The organism is Streptomyces chlorus (assembly GCF_042655885.1).
GTDB classification, from domain to species: domain Bacteria; phylum Actinomycetota; class Actinomycetes; order Streptomycetales; family Streptomycetaceae; genus Streptomyces; species Streptomyces chlorus.
The window spans coordinates 1-18,236 of sequence record NZ_JBHSOA010000085.1; the positions used below are offsets into that span (position 1 = coordinate 1).

20 protein-coding genes and 2 pseudogenes are annotated in these 18,236 nt (G+C 69.8%); 10 read left to right on the top strand and 12 right to left on the bottom strand.

Annotation, left to right across the window (positions count from 1 at the left end):
* Nucleotides 1-604 (bottom strand): beta-ketoacyl synthase N-terminal-like domain-containing protein (locus tag ACFPZI_RS30605; protein ID WP_381369959.1); only part of this gene is annotated, 604 nt, incomplete at its 3' end.
* 272 nt (nucleotides 605-876) lie between these two features.
* Between ACFPZI_RS30605 and ACFPZI_RS30610 the strand changes: the two genes are divergently transcribed.
* A complete protein-coding gene (locus ACFPZI_RS30610; RefSeq protein WP_381369877.1) occupies nucleotides 877-1,698 on the top strand; it encodes an SAM-dependent methyltransferase in 822 nt (273 codons plus the stop codon).
* An 88-nt stretch (nucleotides 1,699-1,786) separates the two neighbouring features.
* Here the strand turns inward: ACFPZI_RS30610 and ACFPZI_RS30615 are convergent, their stop codons facing one another.
* Nucleotides 1,787-1,927 (bottom strand): hypothetical protein, encoded by a 141-nt coding sequence (locus tag ACFPZI_RS30615; protein ID WP_381369880.1) that lies wholly within the window; start codon nucleotides 1,925-1,927, stop codon nucleotides 1,787-1,789.
* A 374-nt stretch (nucleotides 1,928-2,301) separates the two neighbouring features.
* Between ACFPZI_RS30615 and ACFPZI_RS30620 the strand changes: the two are divergent.
* Nucleotides 2,302-3,378, top strand: a pseudogene (locus tag ACFPZI_RS30620) (integrase core domain-containing protein).
* Between the two features lie 122 nt (nucleotides 3,379-3,500).
* On the opposite strand, the gene ACFPZI_RS30625 reads toward ACFPZI_RS30620, so the two are convergent.
* The gene (locus ACFPZI_RS30625) at nucleotides 3,501-4,640 is read right to left on the bottom strand and encodes a Fic family protein (protein ID WP_381369882.1); all 1,140 of its coding nucleotides are present in this window, start codon (nucleotides 4,638-4,640) and stop codon (nucleotides 3,501-3,503) included.
* Nucleotides 4,641-5,145: 505 nt separating this feature from the next.
* On the opposite strand from ACFPZI_RS30625, the gene ACFPZI_RS30630 reads away from it, so the two are divergent.
* The gene (locus ACFPZI_RS30630) at nucleotides 5,146-5,940 is read left to right on the top strand and encodes an integrase core domain-containing protein (protein ID WP_381369885.1); all 795 of its coding nucleotides are present in this window, start codon (nucleotides 5,146-5,148) and stop codon (nucleotides 5,938-5,940) included.
* On the opposite strand, the gene ACFPZI_RS30635 is transcribed toward ACFPZI_RS30630, so the two are convergent.
* Nucleotides 5,832-6,338 carry a hypothetical protein gene (locus ACFPZI_RS30635; protein ID WP_381369887.1) on the bottom strand — a complete coding sequence of 169 codons (507 nt, stop codon included), beginning with the start codon at nucleotides 6,336-6,338 and terminating at the stop codon, nucleotides 5,832-5,834. The genes ACFPZI_RS30630 and ACFPZI_RS30635 overlap by 109 nt on opposite strands.
* Before the next feature lie 72 nt (nucleotides 6,339-6,410).
* On the opposite strand from ACFPZI_RS30635, the pseudogene ACFPZI_RS30640 reads away from it, so the two are divergent.
* Nucleotides 6,411-6,542: pseudogene (locus ACFPZI_RS30640) on the top strand (undecaprenyl-diphosphatase); the annotation flags it as partial.
* A gap of 105 nt (nucleotides 6,543-6,647) precedes the next feature.
* Nucleotides 6,648-6,827 carry a hypothetical protein gene (locus ACFPZI_RS30645; protein ID WP_381369890.1) on the top strand — a complete coding sequence of 60 codons (180 nt, stop codon included), beginning with the start codon at nucleotides 6,648-6,650 and terminating at the stop codon, nucleotides 6,825-6,827.
* Between the two features lie 49 nt (nucleotides 6,828-6,876).
* On the opposite strand, the gene ACFPZI_RS30650 is transcribed toward ACFPZI_RS30645, so the two are convergent.
* On the bottom strand, nucleotides 6,877-7,617 hold the full coding sequence (locus ACFPZI_RS30650; RefSeq protein ID WP_381369893.1) for an SDR family NAD(P)-dependent oxidoreductase: 741 nt from the start codon (nucleotides 7,615-7,617) through the stop codon (nucleotides 6,877-6,879).
* A gap of 166 nt (nucleotides 7,618-7,783) precedes the next feature.
* Here ACFPZI_RS30650 and ACFPZI_RS30655 point away from each other — a divergent pair, with 166 nt between their 5' ends.
* A complete protein-coding gene (locus ACFPZI_RS30655; protein WP_381369895.1) occupies nucleotides 7,784-8,272 on the top strand; it encodes a nuclear transport factor 2 family protein in 489 nt (162 codons plus the stop codon).
* 79 nt (nucleotides 8,273-8,351) lie between these two features.
* The gene (gene lnt, locus ACFPZI_RS30660) at nucleotides 8,352-9,929 is read left to right on the top strand and encodes an apolipoprotein N-acyltransferase (RefSeq protein ID WP_381369898.1); all 1,578 of its coding nucleotides are present in this window, start codon (nucleotides 8,352-8,354) and stop codon (nucleotides 9,927-9,929) included.
* Here lnt and ACFPZI_RS30665 read toward each other — a convergent pair.
* Both ACFPZI_RS30665 and ACFPZI_RS30670 read right to left on the bottom strand, forming a co-directional pair.
* Nucleotides 9,850-10,758, bottom strand: a complete 909-nt coding sequence (locus ACFPZI_RS30665; protein ID WP_381369901.1) for a Gfo/Idh/MocA family protein — start codon at nucleotides 10,756-10,758, stop codon at nucleotides 9,850-9,852. The genes lnt and ACFPZI_RS30665 overlap by 80 nt on opposite strands.
* A 120-nt stretch (nucleotides 10,759-10,878) precedes the next feature.
* Nucleotides 10,879-11,034: a hypothetical protein gene (locus ACFPZI_RS30670; RefSeq protein ID WP_381369904.1), complete on the bottom strand. Its 156-nt coding sequence runs from the start codon at nucleotides 11,032-11,034 to the stop codon at nucleotides 10,879-10,881.
* Between the two features lie 118 nt (nucleotides 11,035-11,152).
* Between ACFPZI_RS30670 and ACFPZI_RS30675 the strand changes: the two genes are divergently transcribed.
* A complete protein-coding gene (locus ACFPZI_RS30675; protein WP_381369907.1) occupies nucleotides 11,153-11,662 on the top strand; it encodes a DinB family protein in 510 nt (169 codons plus the stop codon).
* A gap of 197 nt (nucleotides 11,663-11,859) precedes the next feature.
* The gene (locus ACFPZI_RS30680; protein WP_381369910.1) at nucleotides 11,860-12,351 is read left to right on the top strand and encodes a hypothetical protein; all 492 of its coding nucleotides are present in this window, start codon (nucleotides 11,860-11,862) and stop codon (nucleotides 12,349-12,351) included.
* Between the two features lie 17 nt (nucleotides 12,352-12,368).
* Here the strand turns inward: ACFPZI_RS30680 and ACFPZI_RS30685 are convergent, their stop codons facing one another.
* The 5 genes from ACFPZI_RS30685 to fabG form a co-directional block, all read right to left on the bottom strand.
* Nucleotides 12,369-12,899 carry a hypothetical protein gene (locus tag ACFPZI_RS30685; protein WP_381369913.1) on the bottom strand — a complete coding sequence of 177 codons (531 nt, stop codon included), beginning with the start codon at nucleotides 12,897-12,899 and terminating at the stop codon, nucleotides 12,369-12,371.
* Between the two features lie 136 nt (nucleotides 12,900-13,035).
* Entirely contained in the window at nucleotides 13,036-13,719 is a 684-nt protein-coding gene (locus ACFPZI_RS30690; RefSeq protein WP_381369916.1) for a uracil-DNA glycosylase, read from the bottom strand.
* Nucleotides 13,720-13,798: 79 nt separating this feature from the next.
* A complete protein-coding gene (locus ACFPZI_RS30695) occupies nucleotides 13,799-15,385 on the bottom strand; it encodes an ABC transporter substrate-binding protein (protein ID WP_381369919.1) in 1,587 nt (528 codons plus the stop codon).
* 304 nt (nucleotides 15,386-15,689) lie between these two features.
* Nucleotides 15,690-16,448 (bottom strand): SDR family oxidoreductase, encoded by a 759-nt coding sequence (locus ACFPZI_RS30700; RefSeq protein WP_381369921.1) that lies wholly within the window; start codon nucleotides 16,446-16,448, stop codon nucleotides 15,690-15,692.
* A 121-nt stretch (nucleotides 16,449-16,569) separates the two neighbouring features.
* Nucleotides 16,570-17,334 carry a 3-oxoacyl-ACP reductase FabG gene (gene fabG, locus ACFPZI_RS30705; RefSeq protein WP_381369924.1) on the bottom strand — a complete coding sequence of 255 codons (765 nt, stop codon included), beginning with the start codon at nucleotides 17,332-17,334 and terminating at the stop codon, nucleotides 16,570-16,572.
* A gap of 281 nt (nucleotides 17,335-17,615) precedes the next feature.
* Between fabG and ACFPZI_RS30710 the strand changes: the two genes are divergently transcribed.
* Complete coding sequence (locus ACFPZI_RS30710) at nucleotides 17,616-18,113, top strand: excalibur calcium-binding protein (protein WP_381369927.1); 498 nt, start codon at nucleotides 17,616-17,618, stop codon at nucleotides 18,111-18,113.
* The last annotated feature ends 123 nt before the right edge of the window (nucleotides 18,114-18,236 follow it).

Here is an 18,236-nt window from a genome sequence, read left to right on the forward strand (position 1 = left end):
CCAACGACGACGAACACGCCGTGTCCACCGTCACCGCGGGCCCCTCGAACCCGAACACATACGAAACCCGGCCCGAGAGCACCGAGGCCGCGGTGGCCGTGTTCATATAGGGCTCGACGCTTTCCGGCGGATTCGGATGCAGGTCCCAGTAATCCTGGCCGGCGGCCCCCACGAACACGCCAACCGATTCGCCGCGCAGAGCCTCCGGAACGATGCCCGCCCGCTCGAACAGCTCCCAGCTCGTCTCCAGGAGCAAGCGCTGCTGCGGGTCCATCGCCAGCGCCTCGTTCGGGGAAATCCCGAAGAAATCCGGGTCGAAGCTTCCCGCGTCGTCGATGAATCCGCCCGCGTGCGCGGCGTCGTCCAGTGCCTCGAAGTCCCAGCCGCGGTCCTCCGGAACCGTCGAGATGGCGTCGCCGCCCGAAGACACCAGTTCCCACAGGTCCTCCGGCGTCCGGACACCACCGGGATAGCGACAGCTCATCGCGACGACCGCGATGGGCTCCGACGGCCGCTCCTCGACGTCCCGCAGTCTTTCTCGTGTCCGGTGGAGATCGACAGTGACCCGTTTCAGGTACGCCAGCAGCTGATCTTCGTTCGTCACTCCAGCCCTCACCTGTGCGCGTCCCCTGTCTTCCACGAATTCATTCCAGGCGCGACGCGCATGCGTCAGACCCGGCACCACGGGCGGATAAGACGCAATATAGAGGGAAATTGCCCCTCTCGCAGACAGCCGGTAACGTCCCTGAAGAGGACGCTCTGAATCGATGAGCGGAAATCAAATAGACAGCATTTCAGATTAATCTGATCACTGTCTGATCCTCGATCGGCGTGTCAGAACTCTGGAGTAGAATAATGCCCCTTCAGGCCGGAACCGTGGCCACTCCCATCCCCGACGAAGTCGGAATGCTGTACGACGCTTTGATCGACAGCGCGTCAGTGACGATGGGGAAGAACCTGCACTTCGGATACTGGGAATCTCCCGACAGCGACCTCTCCTTCGACGAGGCCACGGACCTGCTCACGGACCTGCTGACCGAGCGCCTCCACGTCGGCCCCGACTCACGTCTCCTGGACGTCGGCTGCGGGGTCGGCACCCCCGGTGTGCGGATCGCCCGGCTCAGCGGCGCCGAGGTGACCGGCATCTCGGTGAGCAAGGAGCAGGTCGAGCGGGCGAACGCGCTGGCGCGCTCCCAGACGTCCGCATGCCGTGCGGAGTTCCACCAGGCGAACGCGATGGAACTGCCGTTCCCCGACGCGTCCTTCGACGCGGTCGTCGCCCTGGAGTCGATGATCCATATGCCGGACCGGGGGCAGGTGCTCCGGGAGATCCGGCGGGTACTGCGCCCGGGAGGCCGGCTCGCGCTGACCGACTTCCACGAGCGGACTCCGCTGCCCCCCGCCCACCGCGCCGTCGTGGACGTGATGCTGAAGGACCTCATGAGCACGATGGTGCAGGTCGACGACTATCCCCGGCTCCTGCGCACGGCGGGCTTCCAGTTCACGGAAATGCGCGACATCAGCGAGGAGACCCTGCGCAGGACGTTCCAGACCCTGACGGAGCGGGCTGCGGAGATGCCGACCGAGGTGCTGGACAAGCTGGACTGGAAGTCCGACCCGAAGGACATGATCGACGTCGCTGGCTTCGGCTACCTCCTCGTCGTCGCCGAGCGCCCCAGGGCCGACGACCGATCCTGACGGAGACCCCGGCTGGGCGGAGCGCGCCCGAGTCCGGGTCGACTGCGACGGCGAAACCGCAACGCCGGCGACGACGCCCGACATCACGTCACCTGAAGACCACGGTCCGGTTGCCGTGAAGCAGGATGCGGCCCCGGCGGTGCCGGTCGACGACGCGGGCCAGCGCCAGGCGCTCCGCGTCGCGGCGCACGATGACGAGGCGGTCGAGGCCGACGCGGTATCCCTCCACCGGAGCCGGCAGGCGCCCCCGCCCTCCGGCTCGGCTTCGGCTGTCCCCTGGTCGGTGGCGACGTTGGACAGCAGCCCCTGGTCATCAACACCGTTGCGTTTGAGTCTTGAGTCGCAGGTCAAGCCCTGGTGAATGACGCAACGGGACGTCCTGATAGATCAACTTGTGTCGAGCAAGAAGATCGTCGGGAGTCCCGTTGCCGGAGAAGTCTGTCATCACGCGCACGGTCGAGGCGGCCGGGGGTGTGTACGCGCCCTGTACCTGCCGAAAAACTCATCCGTCCTGGTGGGGGCTGGTGTACGGGTGGTGTCGAGCGCGGGCGCTTGGGCGGGTGCTCTGGGCACCTGGTGAGTGCCCCGGCAGGATGATCTGTCGTGCTGCTTCGACTTGCCTATCTGGGTGTGGCGAACGTGTTCGCCCTGCTGCGGCTGCTGCCGGTGAGCAACCAGGACAAGGACGCGGAGATCCTCGCGCTGCGTCATCAGATCACGGTGCTGGAACGCCAACCCGGACGGGATCGGGTGCGGTTCGCCCCCGAGTGACCGGGTGTTCCTGGCCGCGCTGCTGCACCGGCTCCCGCGCGGTGTGCTGCGCCGGACACTGTGCTGCGCTGGCACCGTGACCTGATCTTGCGCCGCCACGCGGCCCGTTCCCGGTCCAAGCGTGCGGGTCGGCCGCGTACGGTGCGCTCGATCCGCATTCTCGTGCTGCGTCCGGCGCGGGAGAATCCCGGCTGGGGCTACCGGCGCATCCACGGCGAGCTGCTGGTTGTGGGCGTGCAGGTGGCCGCCTCCACGGTGTGGGAGATCCTGAAGGAGGCGGGGATCGACCCGGTACCCGAGCGGGGTTCCAGCACCTGGACGGACTTTCTGCGCTCCCAGGCTGATCCCCTACTGGCATGTGACTTCTTCGAAGCGGTCACCCTGTCCGGGGCGCGGCTGTACGTGTTCGCGGCGATCGGGCACGCCGGCCGGCGCATCCGCGTCCTGGGCGCGACGGCGCACCCGACCGTCTCCTGGGTGGCGCAGGCCGCCAGGAACCTCGTCATGGATCTCGAGGATGCCGGCTGCCGGGCCCGGTTCATGATCCGCGACCGCGACGGGAAGTTCCCCGCCCTGTTCGACACCGTCCTTGATGATGCGGGGATCGAGGTCGTACTCAGCGGCATCCGCATACCGCGCATGAACGCGCTCATGGAACGGTGGGTGCAGACCTGCCGACGCGAACTGCTGGACCACACCCTGATCCGGAACCAGCGCCACCTGCTCCACACCCTGCGCGAGTTCGAACAGCACTACAACTCCCACCGGCCCCACCGGGGCATCGCAGGCGCCCGACCACTGCACCCGCTGCCCGCGCCGGTCACCGACCCAGACAGGATCGCCCACCTCGACATACGACGACGGGACCGCCTCGGCGGCACCCTCCACGAGTACCAGCATGCGGCCTGAACTGCACGGACGGAGTTCTCGGCAAAGGCAGGGTCTGACAGTCCCTCTGCGGTTATCGGTGCCGCGGTCTCTGCTCCGGGCACGACGAAGCCCCGCCTCACCGGGAGACGGGACCGCGGCGGTCAGCGGGTGCTGTACGGATTGCGCAGCGGCTTCGTGATCGTCTTCATCTTTGCCTTCACCGGATCCATGGCGGGGCCAGCGGTGTAGAAGCGTCCGCGGGCCTGCCCATGCGAGAGTAGCCATCCCGTGCGCACCATGGCCTTCATGTCGCGCATCGCCGTGTCCGAGCTCAGGTCCGCGTCCCGCTGGTACATCGTCCGGCGCACCTTCCCTCCGGCGAGGGCGGGCATCAGGGCGAAGGCCATGCGCTCGTCAAGGCCGGATGTCTCCACCTGATCGACGAGCAGGAGCCAGGCGTCGCGGAAGAACTCGATGCGCCGCTTCGCCGTCTGCGCCTGCATGTGGTGGGCGCCGAGACAGAATCTGATCCACGGCCCGGCGTCACGCTGAGGGCTCCACACCTCGCCGCCGACATCTTTGAGCATGTCGTAGTAGCGGTAGGTGTTCTGGCCGCGCCCGAGCCATTCCTCGATCGAGGAGAACTCCGAAGGCATCAGCGCCTCCCGCGAGAACACCAGCGTCGACAAGGCCCGGGATGTTCGGCCGTTGCCGTCGGCCCATGGGTGGATCTTCACGAGGTTCAGGTGGGCCATGGAGGCGCGAACGTGCACGGGCGAGTCGAGGTCGCCCTCGTTCAGCCACGCGACCAGCTCCGCCATGAGTCCGGGGACCGTCTCGTAGTCGGGCCCCGTGTAGTCCATGACCATGGGGTCATCGGGGCTCGTGATGTAGACAGGGCCCTTGCGGAGCCGGCCGGGCCGCTTATCGGGGTGATGCTCCTGGATCATGAAGTGGAGACCGTTGAGGAGCCCCAGGTCGTAGCGGAATCCCTCCCCGGCGTCTGAGAGACCCTGGATGTAGGTCATAGCCCGCTGATAGCCCTCCACCTCCCTGCGAGTCTCGTCGCTGGCCTCCAAAGGATCCTCGCCGGACATCAGGGCCTCGACATCGTCCACCGACGCGGCGTAGCCCTCAATCGTGTTCGACCCGGCGATATTGCGTGCCGTGAGGTTCCGGCGGAGCTGCTTGGTCCAACGCACAGTGGGCCGTAGGAAGTGGCGGAGGTCTTCGCGCAGGGTCTCGATCTCAGCGAGAACCCGCTCGTCCTCGTCGGTCAGGGCGGGAGTCTGGAACAACATACAATGATGCAACCAAAAAGGTTGGATGGTCGCAAGATGGCGCGCGTCACCAGTGCGACCGCGGGCCGAAGCCGGTGGCTCTGCCCCTCTTCCTGGCCCGCGGATATGCCCTCGTACGGCTCGGTCGGGTGCTCTGGGCGCCTGGTGAGTGCCCCGGCAGGATGATCTGTCGTGCTGCTTCGACTTGCCTGTCTGGGTGTGGCGAACGTGTTCGCCTGCTGCGGCTGCTGCCGGTGAGCAACCAGGACAAGGACGCGGAGATCCTCGCGCTGCGTCATCAGAATCGGGGTACTGGAGCGCCAACTCGACGGCCGGAGAGTGGGGAATTGCCTGATCGTCGACACGGGCGTTCCTGGCGGCGCTGCTCCAGGGTCTGCCGCCCGAGGTGCTGCGTCGGATGCGGCTGCTGGTGCTGCCCGACACCGTGCTGCGTTGGCACCGCGACATAGTCGCCCGCCGCCACGCCGCCCGGTCCCGGCCGAAACGCGGGAGCTGACCGCGCACCGTGCGCTCCATCCGCGCCCTGGTCCTGCGCCTGGCCCGCGAGAACCCGACCTGGGGCTACCGGCGCCTGCACGGTGAACTGCTCGTCCTCGGCGTGAAAGTGGCGGCGTCCACGGTCTGGGAGATCCTGAAGGACGCCGGGATCCCGCCGGCACCCGAGCGGACGTCCAGTACCTGGGCGGACTTCCTGCGCTCCCAGGCCGATGCCCTGCTGGCGTGTGACTTCTTCGAGACCATCACTCTGTCCGGGACGCGGCTGTACGTGTTCGCGGTGATCGGGCACGCCGGCCGGCGCATCCGCGTCCTGGGCGCGACGGCGCACCCGACCGCCTCCTGGGCGGCGCAGGCCGCCAGGAACCTCGTCATGGATCTCCAGGACGCCTGCTGCCAGGCCCGCTACGTGATCAGGGACCGGGACGGGAAGTTCCCCGAACTGTTCGACACGATCCTCGCCGACGCGGGGATCGAGGCCGTGCTCAGTGGCATCCGGATCCCCCGCATGAACTCCATCATGGAGAGGTGGGTGCAGACCTGCCGCCGTGAACCGCTGGACCGCACCCTGATCTGGAACCAGCGACATCTCCTCCACGCACTGCGGGAGTTCGAGCAGTTCTACAACGCGCACCGGCCGCACCAGGGCATCGCGAACGCCTGCCCGCTGCACCCGCTCCCCGAACCGATCACCGATCACCGATCACCGATCCGGACGAAATCGCCCGCCTCGACATACATCGAACCGACCGACTCGGCGGCCTCCTTCACGAGTACCAGCATGCTGCGCAACCAGGCCGGATGAGGTTTCCGGCAAGGGCAACGGCCCTGCGGGACGACGAGCAGCCAGCCGCCCTGCAACGACTCCTGTGCCCGCGAATTGGGAAGAGGCTTCCAGTCCACCCGGTAACGCCAGCGCTGTACCTTCCGACGCTGCCGCTCACGCCGCCGCCACGACGACGACAAGGCCGGCAACACCGTGTGCAGAGCCTCTGCATCTGGCCCCAACTCCTCGGCCACAACCGCCGAGTCCTCGCGCTTGACCGCATCCCAGAAGGCGACGTCTGCCTCACCGTCAACGCCACCCGCATGGGCCACGAGGTCGCCGGCGTGGAAGGTCTCTACTCGCACGTTACCCCTGCAAACCAGGTGGCTGCACTTCGCGGCCAGCGAGGGAGAGCACTGGAAAGTGCCATCTCCCACTGCTCTCGCATTCGATCTTGAAGAGTGGTGGAAACAGCAGGTCAAAGCCGCTCAGGACATCTACGCTTGAACCGGTTCATGAAGTTCATCACCACCAAGAGCTTCATGCCGTTCGTCTGGTATCGCATCGCGCTCGGCGTCGTCATCCTCGTCCTGGTGGCCACGGGCGCCCTCAGCCCGCACGCGGCGGAGTCGGGGGGCTGACCCGACGTCCGCGACCCGGCCGTCCGTGGGGGCGTGACCGAACCCATAGGTGACGGGTAGCCGTCCGGTAGCGCACTGTCAGTGCGTGGCCCTAGGCTGTTCGGCATGTCCCCCGATTGCGTGACCCCTGGTTCCGTGCGGTCGGCCACCGAGGTCAACGAGCACATCCGAGCACTGTGGCTGCGCGCGGGCGGTTCCCTGTCGGCCCAGGAGCGCGCGGAGTACGAACTCCTGGTGGTCGAGTGGGCGGCGGCGATCCGCGACCGGGTCGTCAAGGCGGCCTGAACCCCCGCCGTCGCGGCGGCCCCGTCCACGCGCCGGGACAGACACGCGCTCAGCGCCCACCCGCCACCCGCAGCACCGCCCCCGTCGTGTACGAGGCGTCCGGCGACATCAGCCAGGCGACCGCCGCGGCGATCTCCTCCGGCTGCCCCGGGCGGCGCAGCGGCACCGCGGCGCCGGCCTGCCGGGCCCGGTCCGGGGCGCCCATGGCGGCGTGCATCTCCGTGTCGATCACGCCCGGCGCGACCGCGTTGACGCGGATGCCGACCGGTCCGAGTTCCTTGGCGAGTCCCACCGTGAGGCTGTCGACGGCGGCTTTGGTCGCCGCGTAGTGGACGTACTCGCCGGGACTGCCGAGAGTGGCGGCCCCCGACGAGATGTTCACGATCGCTCCCTCGCCCCGGGGCATCATGAGCTGTGCGGCGCGGCGCGAGCACAGCAGTGTCCCCATGAGGTTGACGTCGACGACCCGGCGCAGAGTCGCGGTGTCGACATCGGTGAACCGCCCCAGCGGCCCGGTCACCGCCGCATTGTTCACCAACCCTGTCACCGGCCCCAGTTCCCGCTCCGCCGCATCGAACAGACGCTCGACATCCGCCTCGTCGGACGTGTCCCCCCGCACGGTGACGGCCCGCGCCCCGGCCGCACGCACCCCCTCCGCCACCCGCTCCGCCGCCGAGGCGTCCCGCACGTACCCCACCACCACGTCATGCCCCTCCCCCGCGAGCCGCAGGCAGACAGCGGCCCCGATCCCCCGACCGCCACCGGTCACCACAGTGACAAGCCTTTTCACACAAACCTCCGAACACCAGCCCGCCCCGACAACCGAAGATCCACAGCCTGACACACGCACGGCCGCACCCGTGCCTCTGCGGGGTGGGTGGAAGCAGACATTCACGCCGGGTGAATATCCGCGCAGGGCTCTTGGTTCCGGGCCTGCGATGGCCAACACTGAGCCGATGACGCAGCGTGTGGAGCTTGCGACCGTGCGGGACAGGCTGGCCCTGGACGAGGTCGTCACCGAGTACGCGGTGGCGGTCGACGACGGGGACTGGGAGACGTACCGAGGGCTGTTCACGTCGGACGGGCGGGCCGACTACCGCTCGGCCGGCGGCATCGAGGGCGACGCCGGGAAGGTGGCGGCCTGGCTCGCGGAGAGCCTGCGGGTGTTTCCGATGCGGCAGCATCTGATCGTGAACCGGCGGGTGCGCTTCGGGGTCTGGGAACAGGACACCGGTGACACGGCCCGGGTGCAGGCGGACTACGTGAACCCGATGGGCGCGGCTGCCGGTGGCGAGGACGGGTCGCCCGCGCCGGATTTCGTGTGCGGGGGGCGGTACGCGTTCGGGATGCTGCGCACGGACGAGGGCTGGCGGTTGCACGAGGTGGTCGTGCGCGAGAAGTGGCGGCGCCTTCCCGCCCGGTCCGCGGCACCCGTGGTCCACTGAGCCGACGCGCCCTGTCCCGGATCTTGTCCGGGGCGCACACTGGTGGCACGCATGGGACAGGGAGGGCAGGGAGGCGCCGTTGAAGACGCTCGGCCACTGGCTCGCCTCCCCGTGGGGACGCTCGGCCGTCGCCGCGGTCGCGGGTGCCCTGCCCGTACTGGCCTTCCCGGCGCCGTCCTTGTGGTGGTTCGCCTACGTCGCGCTGGTGCCCTGGATCGCGTTGGCGCGCACCGCGCCCACCGGGCGACGCGCCGCGTTCGACGGCTGGTGGGGCGGGTTCGGCTTCATGCTCGCGATGCACCACTGGCTGCTGCCGAACCTGCATGTGTTCACGTTCGTCCTCGCGGCCCTGCTCGGCCTGCTGTGGGCGCCCTGGGGGTGGCTGGTGCGGCGGCTGCTGGGCGGGGTGCCGTCGCGCGGACGGGTCACGGCCGCGCTGGTCGTGCTGCCGTCGGCCTGGCTGGCCGTCGAGCTGGTCCGTTCCTGGGATGCGCTGGGCGGCCCCTGGGGCGTGCTCGGTGCGAGTCAGTGGCAGGTGGCGGCGGCGCTGCGGCTGGCGTCGGTCGGCGGGGTGTGGCTGCTCAGCTTCCTGGTGGTGCTGCTGAACGTCGCCGTGGCCGTGCTGCTCGTCGTGCGGCGGGCGAGGGTGCCGGCCGTGGCCGGTCTGGTCGCCGCGGGCGTGGTCACGTCCGTCGCATGGGTGGGAGCGCCTGTCGCGCAGACCGACGGCCGGACGAGGATCGCGGTCGTCCAGCCGGGCGTCGTCTCCGGACCGGACGGTGCGGACCGGCGCTTCGACCGCGAGGAGCGGCTCACCCGCCGGCTCACGGGCCAAGGCGTCGACCTGGTCGTCTGGGGCGAGAGCAGCGTCGGATTCGACCTCGGCGCCCGGCCCGGCCTGGCGCGGCGGCTCGCCGCGCTGTCCCGCACGACGGGCGCGGAGATCCTGGTCAACGTGGACGCACGGCGCTCGGACCAGCCCGGCATCTACAAGAGTTCGATGCTCGTCGGCCCCGACGGCCTCACCGGGGACCGGTACGACAAGATGCGCCTGGTTCCGTTCGGGGAGTACATCCCGGCCCGCTCCCTGCTGGGCTGGGCGACGTCCGTGGGTGAGGCGGCGGGCGAGGACCGCAGGCGCGGTACCGAGCAGGTGGTGATGGACGCGGGCGGCGGGCTGCGGATCGGTCCGACGGTGTGCTTCGAGTCCGCGTTCCCGGACGTGAGCCGGAATCTGGCCGAGGACGGTGCCGATGTGCTGATCGCCCAGTCGTCGACGTCGACGTTCCAGCAGAGCTGGGCGCCCGAGCAGCATGCCTCGCTCGCCGCGCTGCGCGCCGCCGAGACCGGGCGGTCGATGGTGCACGCGACGCTGACCGGTGTGTCCGCCGTCCAGGGCCCGGACGGCGGGCGGGTCGGGCCGTGGCTCGGCACGGACGCGAGCACCACGCGGGTGTACGACGTCCCGCTCGCCCACGGCACCACGCTCTACGTCCGCTTCGGCGACTGGCTGCCGCACGCGGCGCTGCTGGGCCTGGCCGTGTGGGGGGCCACCGAGGGCGTACGGGCCGTGCGGCTCAGGCGGCGGCCCGCTCCTGAACCTCACGCACCACACGCTCGCACAGCTCATGGGTCGTCAGCGCGTCCCGGGCACTGAGCGTCCTGCCCTCGCCGACCGCGTCCAGGAAGGCGAGCACCGCTTGCTCGATCCCGCGCTGACGCGCCACCGGCACCCAGTCGCCGCGCCGGCGCACGGTGGGCCGGCCCTCGTGGTCGATCACCTCGGCGAGGTTGACCACCTGCCGCTTGGTGTCCTGGCCGGAGACCTCGAGGATCTCCTCGGCCGAGCCGCTGAGCCTGTTCATCACGCCGAGGGCGGTGAAGCCGTCCCCGGCGAGCTGGAGCACCACATGGTGCAGCAGCCCGTCCTCGGTGCGGGCCCGCACGGTCACGTCGTCGATCGGGCCGGGAACCAGGAAGCGCAGGGTGTCGACGACGTGGATGAAGTCGTCGAGGATCATCGTGCGCGGTTCCTCCGGCAGCCCGATCCGGTTCTTCTGCAGCAGGATCAGCTCGCGCGGGTGACCGGCGCACTGCGCGTAGCCGGGGGCGAAGCGCCGGTTGAAGCCGACGGCGAGGCTCGTGTCCCGCTTCTCGGCGAGGGCCACGAGGCGCGCGGAGTCGGCGAGTTCGTAGGCGAGCGGCTTGTCGACGTATGTCGGTACGCCCGCCTCGAGCAGCCGGGTCACGATCTCCGGGTGGACCTGGGTCGGAGCGTGCACGAAGGCGGCGTCGAGATCCTGGGCGAGCAGGGCGTCGAGGCCGACGTGCCGCTGTCCGGGCGGGAGGTGGAGGCCGTCGGCGACACGGGTGAGCGTCGCGGGGGTGCGGGTCTGCAGGTGCAGTTCCACGCCGGGCCGGGTGGCGAGCACCGGAAGGTAGGCCTTCTGCGCGATGTCGCCGAGTCCGATGCAGCCGACCTTCACGGGGTGTTCTCCTCCAGTGGTTGCCTGGCACGGGCACGGCCGCGGTCACCGACTCCGACTCCGTCACCGCCGTGATCGTCACCGCCGTGATCGTCACCGCCGTGATCGTCACCGCCGTGCTCACTGTCGTGGTTCTGCCCCGAAGGATACGGCGTCCGATGTCGGCGGCCGCCAGGAGGCGACCTCGTCGAAGTTTTTCAGGAGCAGTCCCGAGGCGGTCCTCGAAAGCACGGCGATCGCGGTGTCGCGTACGGCGATCCCGGCATGGTTGGTCATCAGGAGGCGGTGCGGGCGAGTCTGCGGGAGCTGCTGGACGGGATGCTCGCCGCCCGACAAGCGCCTGACGACTGAAAAGCTCTGGCGGCGGACCTCCGCGACCGGAAAGAATGCGGGCATGACGACCCAGCGCCACGAACCCGCCATGGACGCCGACGACCGCACCATGCTGGAGGGCTGGCTCGACTACCACCGCCAAACCCTCGCCCGGAAGTGCGAGGACCTGACCGACGAGCAACTGCGCACCGCCTCGGTGCCACCGTCCGAGCTGTCGCTCATGGGGCTGGTGCGGCACATGGCGGACGTCGAACGCGGCTGGTACCGCAGGGTACTCGCGGGCGAGGACGCCGACCCGCTCCACTACAGCGAGGCCGACCCGGACGGCGAGTTCCACCTCACCGGGGCGGAGACCTGGCAGGAGGTGTACACCACCTGGCAGGCCGAGACCGACATCGCCCGGCGCAACGCGGCCGGCTTCGGTCTGGACGACCTGGCCAAGGGGCGGCACCGGTTCGGCGAGCGGATCACCCTGCGCTGGATCCACACCCACATGATCGAGGAGTACGCGCGTCACAACGGCCACGCCGACCTGCTCCGCGAGCGGCTCGACGGTGCCACCGGCGACTGACGACGGCACCGGGCCGGCCGGGTGCGCCCCTGATCACGGTATGCCCGCCTGCCCCTCTCTGTTCCCCGGCCGGGGCCTGACCGCACGTCACCCTCGGCACTCCCATGACCCCCATACGGGGTCGGAGATCACCCTTGCGGGGCATCCTCCGCCCGTCCTCCGGCCCGCGGGCGGCCGGAGGCAGCAGAGTGACGTGGGTGCATCGAAAGACGACCACAGCAGCACTACTGGTGACCGTGGCGGTCTCCGCTCTCGCGGGCTGTGTGACGGTTCAGCGTCCCCCCGCGCCCGGCCCGCCCGCCGGCGCGGCCCGGTTGTCGGAGCCGCGCCCGGACGGCCGGACACGGCAGGCGGTCCAGGCACCTGCGCGCGAGGCCCTGGAGATGATCGCTCCGTCGCGGCCCACGAAGCCGCCCGCGTCCCCCTCGCACCGTGCCACCCCCACGGCACCCGCACCGCAGCGGACCGCGCCGTTCGACGACCGGAACCCGCGGCCTGCCCCCGGCGGCCCAGCCCAGGGCAGGACCGCCTCACCACGAGCATCCGCCGCGGAGGTTTCCGAGGCCGCGAATGCGGTCCGCCGCGACCTGCGCGGGCGGGCGGAGGTCTGTGCCCTGGGCAGGGAGTACGGCCGCTGGCCCGCGGACAGCCCGGAGGCGGCCATCTGCGAGGAGACCTACGGGCGTTGACCGCCGCAGTGCCTGCCCTACGGACGCTGCCTCGGCGGCCCCCACCTCCCGGCCGTCCCGCTCTCCTCGTCCAGCCGGATCTCCATGCGCCGGATGGCGGCCCGGACCCTGTCGCCGTAGGTGTCGTCGGCGAGGACGCGGGCGGCGCCGCGGGCCCGGTGGAGGTGGGTGCGGGCGGCATCGGGGCGGGCGAGCCGGGCGTAGTCGGCGGCGAGGTTGAGGTGCAGGGAGGGATAGAGGGCACGCACCGCGGGCATGCCCTCGTACCCGGCGGAGCGGTCACCGGCGGCTTCACCCTCGGCCTCGTTCGCTGCCGCCAACGCCCTCAGGTCCCAGGCGAGTTCGTCCTCGGGGTCGTCCTGGGTGTCGGCCAGGTAGTGGGCGAGTGTGCAGCGGTGCAGGGCGTCGCCGTGGGCGCCGATCTCCGTCCACAGCCCGAGGAGACGATGCCTCGCCTCCTCCCGGTCCCCCGCGTGGTGCAGCATCACGACCTGCCCGATCCGCGTCAGTACGGAATCCGGCGCCGCCTGCTTCTGTTCGTCCGCCACCACGCCCTCCGTACCGCTCGCCGGATCGTCGCTCCCGACGCTACCGGCAGGCAGGGACGATCCGGGGCGAACCGCCCCGCGACGCACCGGACCGCCCCTGCCACCGGGAACCGGGCGCGCCCCGGACCGGCGGGCGTCAGCCCAGGTTCGGGATGGTCCAGTCGATCGGCTCGTGGCCCTGCGCCGCCACCGCCTCGTTGATCTGCGTGAACGGACGGGAGCCGAAGAACTTCTTCGCCGACAGCGGCGACGGGTGTGCCCCCTTGACCACCGCATGGCGGTTCTCGTCGATCAGCGGCAGCTTCTTCTGCGCGTAGTTGCCCCAGAGCACGAACACCGCCGGGTCGGGCCGGTCGGCCACGGCGCGGATGACCGCGTCGGTGAACCGCTCCCAGCCCCGACCCTTGTGCGAGTTGGCCTCGCCGCCGCGCACCGTGAGCACCGCGTTGAGCAGCAGCACGCCCTGCTCGGCCCACGGCATCAGATAGCCGTTGTCCGGGGCGGACGTGCCCAGATCCGCGTGCATCTCCTTGTAGATGTTCCGCAGCGACGGCGGAATCCGCACCCCGGGCCGCACCGAGAAGCACAGGCCGTGTCCCTGACCCTCGCCGTGGTAGGGGTCCTGACCGAGGATCAGGACCTTCACCTTGTCGTACGGCGTCGCGTCCAGTGCCGCGAAGACCTCCTCGCGGGGCGGGTGGACGGGACCCTTCGCCCGCTCCTCCTCGACGAACTCGGTCAGCTCCTTGAAGTAGGGCTGCTGCAGCTCGTCACCCAGAACCCCGCGCCAGGACTCGGGCAGCATGGCGATGTCGGTCACGTCAACGTCCTCACGATTGCGGTCGCTTCCATGCCTCAGAACCTACAGGCGACCACCGACAATCAGCTCCCTGGACCGTCTACCAGCTGATCTTGCGGGAGAGCTGCCACATCATCATGATCGTCGACGGGTCCAGCGCCCGCTCCGCTCCCGAGATGTCCCGGCTCGCCGCGACGTACTGCCGGCCCTGCCACAGCGGCAGCAGCCGCGCGTCGTCCACGAGGATCTGCTGGGCGTCCTCGAAGTCCTTCACGACGTTGCCGCGGTCGCTCTCCCGGCGGGACTGGGGCAGCAGGACGTTGCTGATCTCGCGCGCCTCGTAGGGCGTGCCGAGCGCGTTCTGCTTGCCGATGAACGGGGCGATGAAGTTGTCGGCGTCCGGGAAGTCGGGGGACCAGCCGCGCCCGAACACCGGGTACTCGCCCTTCTGGTAGCCCTCGACGTACGTATTCCAGGGGCGGCTCTCGAGGGTGATCTCGAACAGCCCGGAGGCCTCCAGCTGGTGCTCCAGCTCCTGGAACTCCAGCTTGGTCTCGGAGCCGTAGCGGTCCGTGGTGTACCAGAGGGTGAGCGGCACCGGCTCGGTGATGCCCGCCTCGGTGAGGATCCGCCGGGCCTTGTCGACGCTGGGGTCGCCGTAGTCGTCGAAGAATCCGGTGGTGTGGCCGGTCAGCCCCTTGGGGACCATCGAGTACAGCGGATCGACGGTGTCCCGGTAGACCTTGTGCGCGATCGCGCTCCGGTCGACGACCTGGGCGATGGCCTGACGCACCGGCTTCTTGCCCGCCCACGGGTCCTTCGGGTTGAACACCAGGTAGTTGATGCTGGTGCTGGTGCCCTCCACCAGCTTGATCTCCTCCTCCTTGGAGGCCCTGCCCTGGAATTCGACGACGTCGTCCGCGGCGAGACCTCGGTAGGTGAGGTCGACCCGGTTCTCCCGCAGCGACTTGACCATCTCGGCGGAGTCCTGGAAGTAGCGGATCGTCACGGCGCTGTTCTGCCGCTCGGCGTAGCCCTTGTACTGCTCATTGCGGACGAGCCGGGCCTCCTTGCCCTCGTCGTACGACTGGAGGTCGTAGGGCCCGGAGCCGACGATGCCGGAGTCCTCGCGCAGGGCGTCGGCCGGGTAGGCCTTCGGGGAGACGATCGACAGAGCCGGCGTGGCGAGCACGAACGGAAACGTCGCGTCGGGCTTGTTGAGGTGGAAGACCACTTCGCGGCTGCTCGGCGCCTGCACCCGTTCGAGGCTGCCCAGCAGACCGGCCGGACCGCCGTTGACGTTGATCTTGCGGATACGGTCGACGGAGTACTTGACCGCCCTGGCGTCGAGCGTGCTGCCGTCGGAGAACTTCAGCCCCTCACGCAGTTCGCAGCGGAACACCTGGCGGGATTCGTCGGAGAACTCGCAGCCCTCGGCGGCGTCCGGCTGGGGCGTGCTCGCGCCGACCGGGTAGCTCAGCAGCGTCTGGTAGATGTTGCGGAACAGTTCCCAGGAGCTGTCCCAGGAGGCGGCGGGGTCCAGGGTGCTCGGCGGGCTGGTGGTCCCCACGACGATCGGCTTTCCGTCGTCCGGAGTGTCGGACGTCAGCACACCGCAGCCGGTGGCCAAGGACGACAGCGACGCGATGGCCGCCACCCCTCGCAGGCATCGGTTCCGCTTGAACACGCGCACGCTCCTCGATCTGCCGTCCCAAGAGTCGGCAGACGATACCGCGGTATTTCGTCCTCGTACCCTCCTTCGTATGCTTGTTGAGATCAACTCGTTGTAGATCACGTTGTCACTCTGCGTTGACTACGTTGTCATCGGTCCACCCGTCTTCGAAAACACCGGAACGGGCGCCGTTTCGTCAACGGACGCCCGTACCGGAATCATTGTGGCCCGCACCACAACGGCTCAGCACCCGCGGGCTCAACGCGTGCCGGCGCACTGCGCGCCAGAACACCGCATGCCGGGGCACCGCATGCCGGGCTCAGCTCACGCCGGCGTTCAGGAGGATGCCGCCGTCGATCACCAGGGTCTGGCCGGTGACCCACTCCGACTGGTCCGAGGTGAGGAACGCGGCGGCCCCGCCGATGTCGGACGGCACACCGAGCCGGCCCAGCGGGTAGGAGGCGACGACCTCCTCCTCCCGGCCCTCGTACAGCGCCTGGGCGAACTTGGTCTTCACCACTGCCGGGGCGATCGCGTTGACCCGTACCCGCGGCGCGAACTCGTGCGCCAGCTGCCCGGTCAGGTTGATCAGCGCCGCCTTGCTCACGCCGTACGCGGCGATGAAGGGCGAGGGCGCGACGCCCGCGAGGGAGGCGACGTTGACGATCGCCCCGCCGTTGTCCTTCTGCCAGGCGTGCCAGGTTCGCTGGGCGAAGCCGAGCGCCGAGATGACGTTGGTCTCGAACACCTTGCGCGCCACGTTCAGGTCGAGGTCGGCGATCGGCCCGAACACCGGGTTGGTGCCGGCGTTGTTGACGAGGAAGTCGACCCGGCCGAAGGCCTCCATCGTGCGCTCGACGGCGATGGCCTGATGGCCCTCGTCGTGCGCCTTGCCGGCGACGCCGATGACCCGGTCGGCGCCGAGCTTCTCGACGGCCTCCTTGAGGGTGTCCTCGTTGCGGCCGGTGATGCAGACGCGGTCACCGCGCGCCACCAGCGCCTCGGCGACGCCGAGCCCGATGCCGCGGCTGGCCCCGGTGACCAGGGCGACCTTGCCCGAGAGTTCCACTGAAGTCATGTTCCCTGTCCCCTAGTCGTGCCTTGTCGTCCCCGGGCCCATCCACGAGCGGCCCCTGGCCGTCCCTGGTCGCACAGCGCGGTCGTGCGCGAGCTTGAGCGGTCCCGGGTCACGGCGTTCCTCAGTCGAGCGGTCCGCCCGCCACGTACAGCACCTGGCCGGAGACGAATCCGGCGGCCTCACCGGTGAAGAAGGCGATGGCGTTGGCGATGTCCTCCGGCTCGCCGACCCGGGCCACCGGGATCTGGGTGGCGGCGGCGGCCTTGAAGTCCTCGAAGCCCATGCCCACGCGGTCGGCGGTGGCCTTGGTCATCTCGGTGGCGATGAAGCCGGGTGCGACGGAGTTGGCGGTCACGCCGAACTTGCCGAGTTCCTTGGCGAGCGTCTTGGTGAAGCCCTGCAGGCCCGCCTTGGCCGCGGAGTAGTTGACCTGGCCGCGGTTGCCGAGCGCGGAGGAGGAGGACAGGTTGACGATACGGCCGAAGCCGGCGTCCACCATGTGCTTCTGGCATGCCTTCGACATCAGGAAGGCACCGCGCAGGTGCACGTTCATGACCGTGTCCCAGTCCGAGGCACTCATCTTGAAGAGCAGGTTGTCGCGCAGCACGCCCGCGTTGTTGACCAGGATGGTCGGCGCGCCGAGCTCCTCGGCGATCCTGGCGACGGCGGCCTCGACCTGCGCCTCGTCCGAGACGTCGCAGCCGACCGCCAGCGCCCTGCCACCGGCCGTGGTGATCTTCTCGACGGTGTCCTTGCAGGCTCCCTCGTCGAGGTCGATCACGGCGACCGCACGGCCCTCGGCGGCCAGTCGTACGGCGGTGGCGGCGCCGATACCGCGCGCGGCACCGGTGACGACGGCGACCCGCTGCTGCTCAGTGGTGGACATCGCTGCTTCTCCTCGACCTTGGGATGCGGCTCCTGCGACCGCCCAGATGGGTGAGCGACCGCTTAGTACCTTCAACAGACGTGACGCTAGAAGCCCTGGCACCCGGTGTCAACGGTCCACCCTGCTGTGTGATCCATTCCCCGGCCCGCCGGACCCCCGGGCAGACCACGCCCGCCCGGTTCCGTCCCCAACCCGGGTCCCGCGTTTACCACCCGATCGGCCCACGGCTGCGCGCCTAGCGTCGAAACGCGAGCCACTCGTGGCTGGAAAGGAGGCGCATCATGCGCCGACGCACCGATGCCCTCGGCATACTCATCGCGCTCGCCACGACACTGCCGGTGGCCCACACCGCTCACGCCCAGGACCTGGACTGCTCAGACTTCACCTACCAGGAGGAAGCCCAAGCCCTGTTCAACCTGGACCGGAGTGACCCCAACCGACTCGACGAGGACCAGGGCCCCGACGACAACGTCGCCTGCGAGGCCCTTCCCCGCCGTGGCGACTCCCTCACCTCCTCCACCAGCGCTCCCCGTCCGGCGGCCACCACCGCCGTATCCGCGACTCCGACCGCACCCGCCACACCCGCGACTCCCCTCGCCTCGATGACGGCCCCCGCGATGACCGCCCCTGCCACGGTCGCGCCGACGCACGGTGTGGAGGGCGTGCTGGGCGGCTCGTCGGCCGCCGGACCGAGCGACTGGGACACGGAAGTCGGCCTGGCCTTCGCGGCCGGTGCCCTCGCCGCGACCGGTTACCTGGTGAAGCGCCGTCGCAGCTGACGCGCGGGCCGACACCCGTACGTCCGTACGCCGCCCCACTCCCGTGCACCTCTGAGCGGCGGGCCGCCGCAGCCTCCTGCTGAGGCGGCCCGCCGTGGTGGTTCGCCGTGCCGGCCCGTCGGG

Coding starts and splice junctions, on each gene's coding strand:
- ACFPZI_RS30625 (WP_381369882.1), bottom strand. CDS start 4,640: ATGTTGTTCCAGACTCCCGCCCTGACCGACGAGGACGAGCGGGTTCTC.
- ACFPZI_RS30645 (WP_381369890.1), top strand. CDS start 6,648: ATGTCCCCCGATTGCGTGACCCCTGGTTCCGTGCGGTCGGCCACCGAG.
- ACFPZI_RS30655 (WP_381369895.1), top strand. CDS start 7,784: ATGACGCAGCGTGTGGAGCTTGCGACCGTGCGGGACAGGCTGGCCCTG.
- ACFPZI_RS30670 (WP_381369904.1), bottom strand. CDS start 11,034: ATGACCAACCATGCCGGGATCGCCGTACGCGACACCGCGATCGCCGTG.
- ACFPZI_RS30675 (WP_381369907.1), top strand. CDS start 11,153: ATGACGACCCAGCGCCACGAACCCGCCATGGACGCCGACGACCGCACC.
- ACFPZI_RS30700 (WP_381369921.1), bottom strand. CDS start 16,448: ATGACTTCAGTGGAACTCTCGGGCAAGGTCGCCCTGGTCACCGGGGCC.
- fabG (WP_381369924.1), bottom strand. CDS start 17,334: ATGTCCACCACTGAGCAGCAGCGGGTCGCCGTCGTCACCGGTGCCGCG.
- ACFPZI_RS30710 (WP_381369927.1), top strand. CDS start 17,616: ATGCGCCGACGCACCGATGCCCTCGGCATACTCATCGCGCTCGCCACG.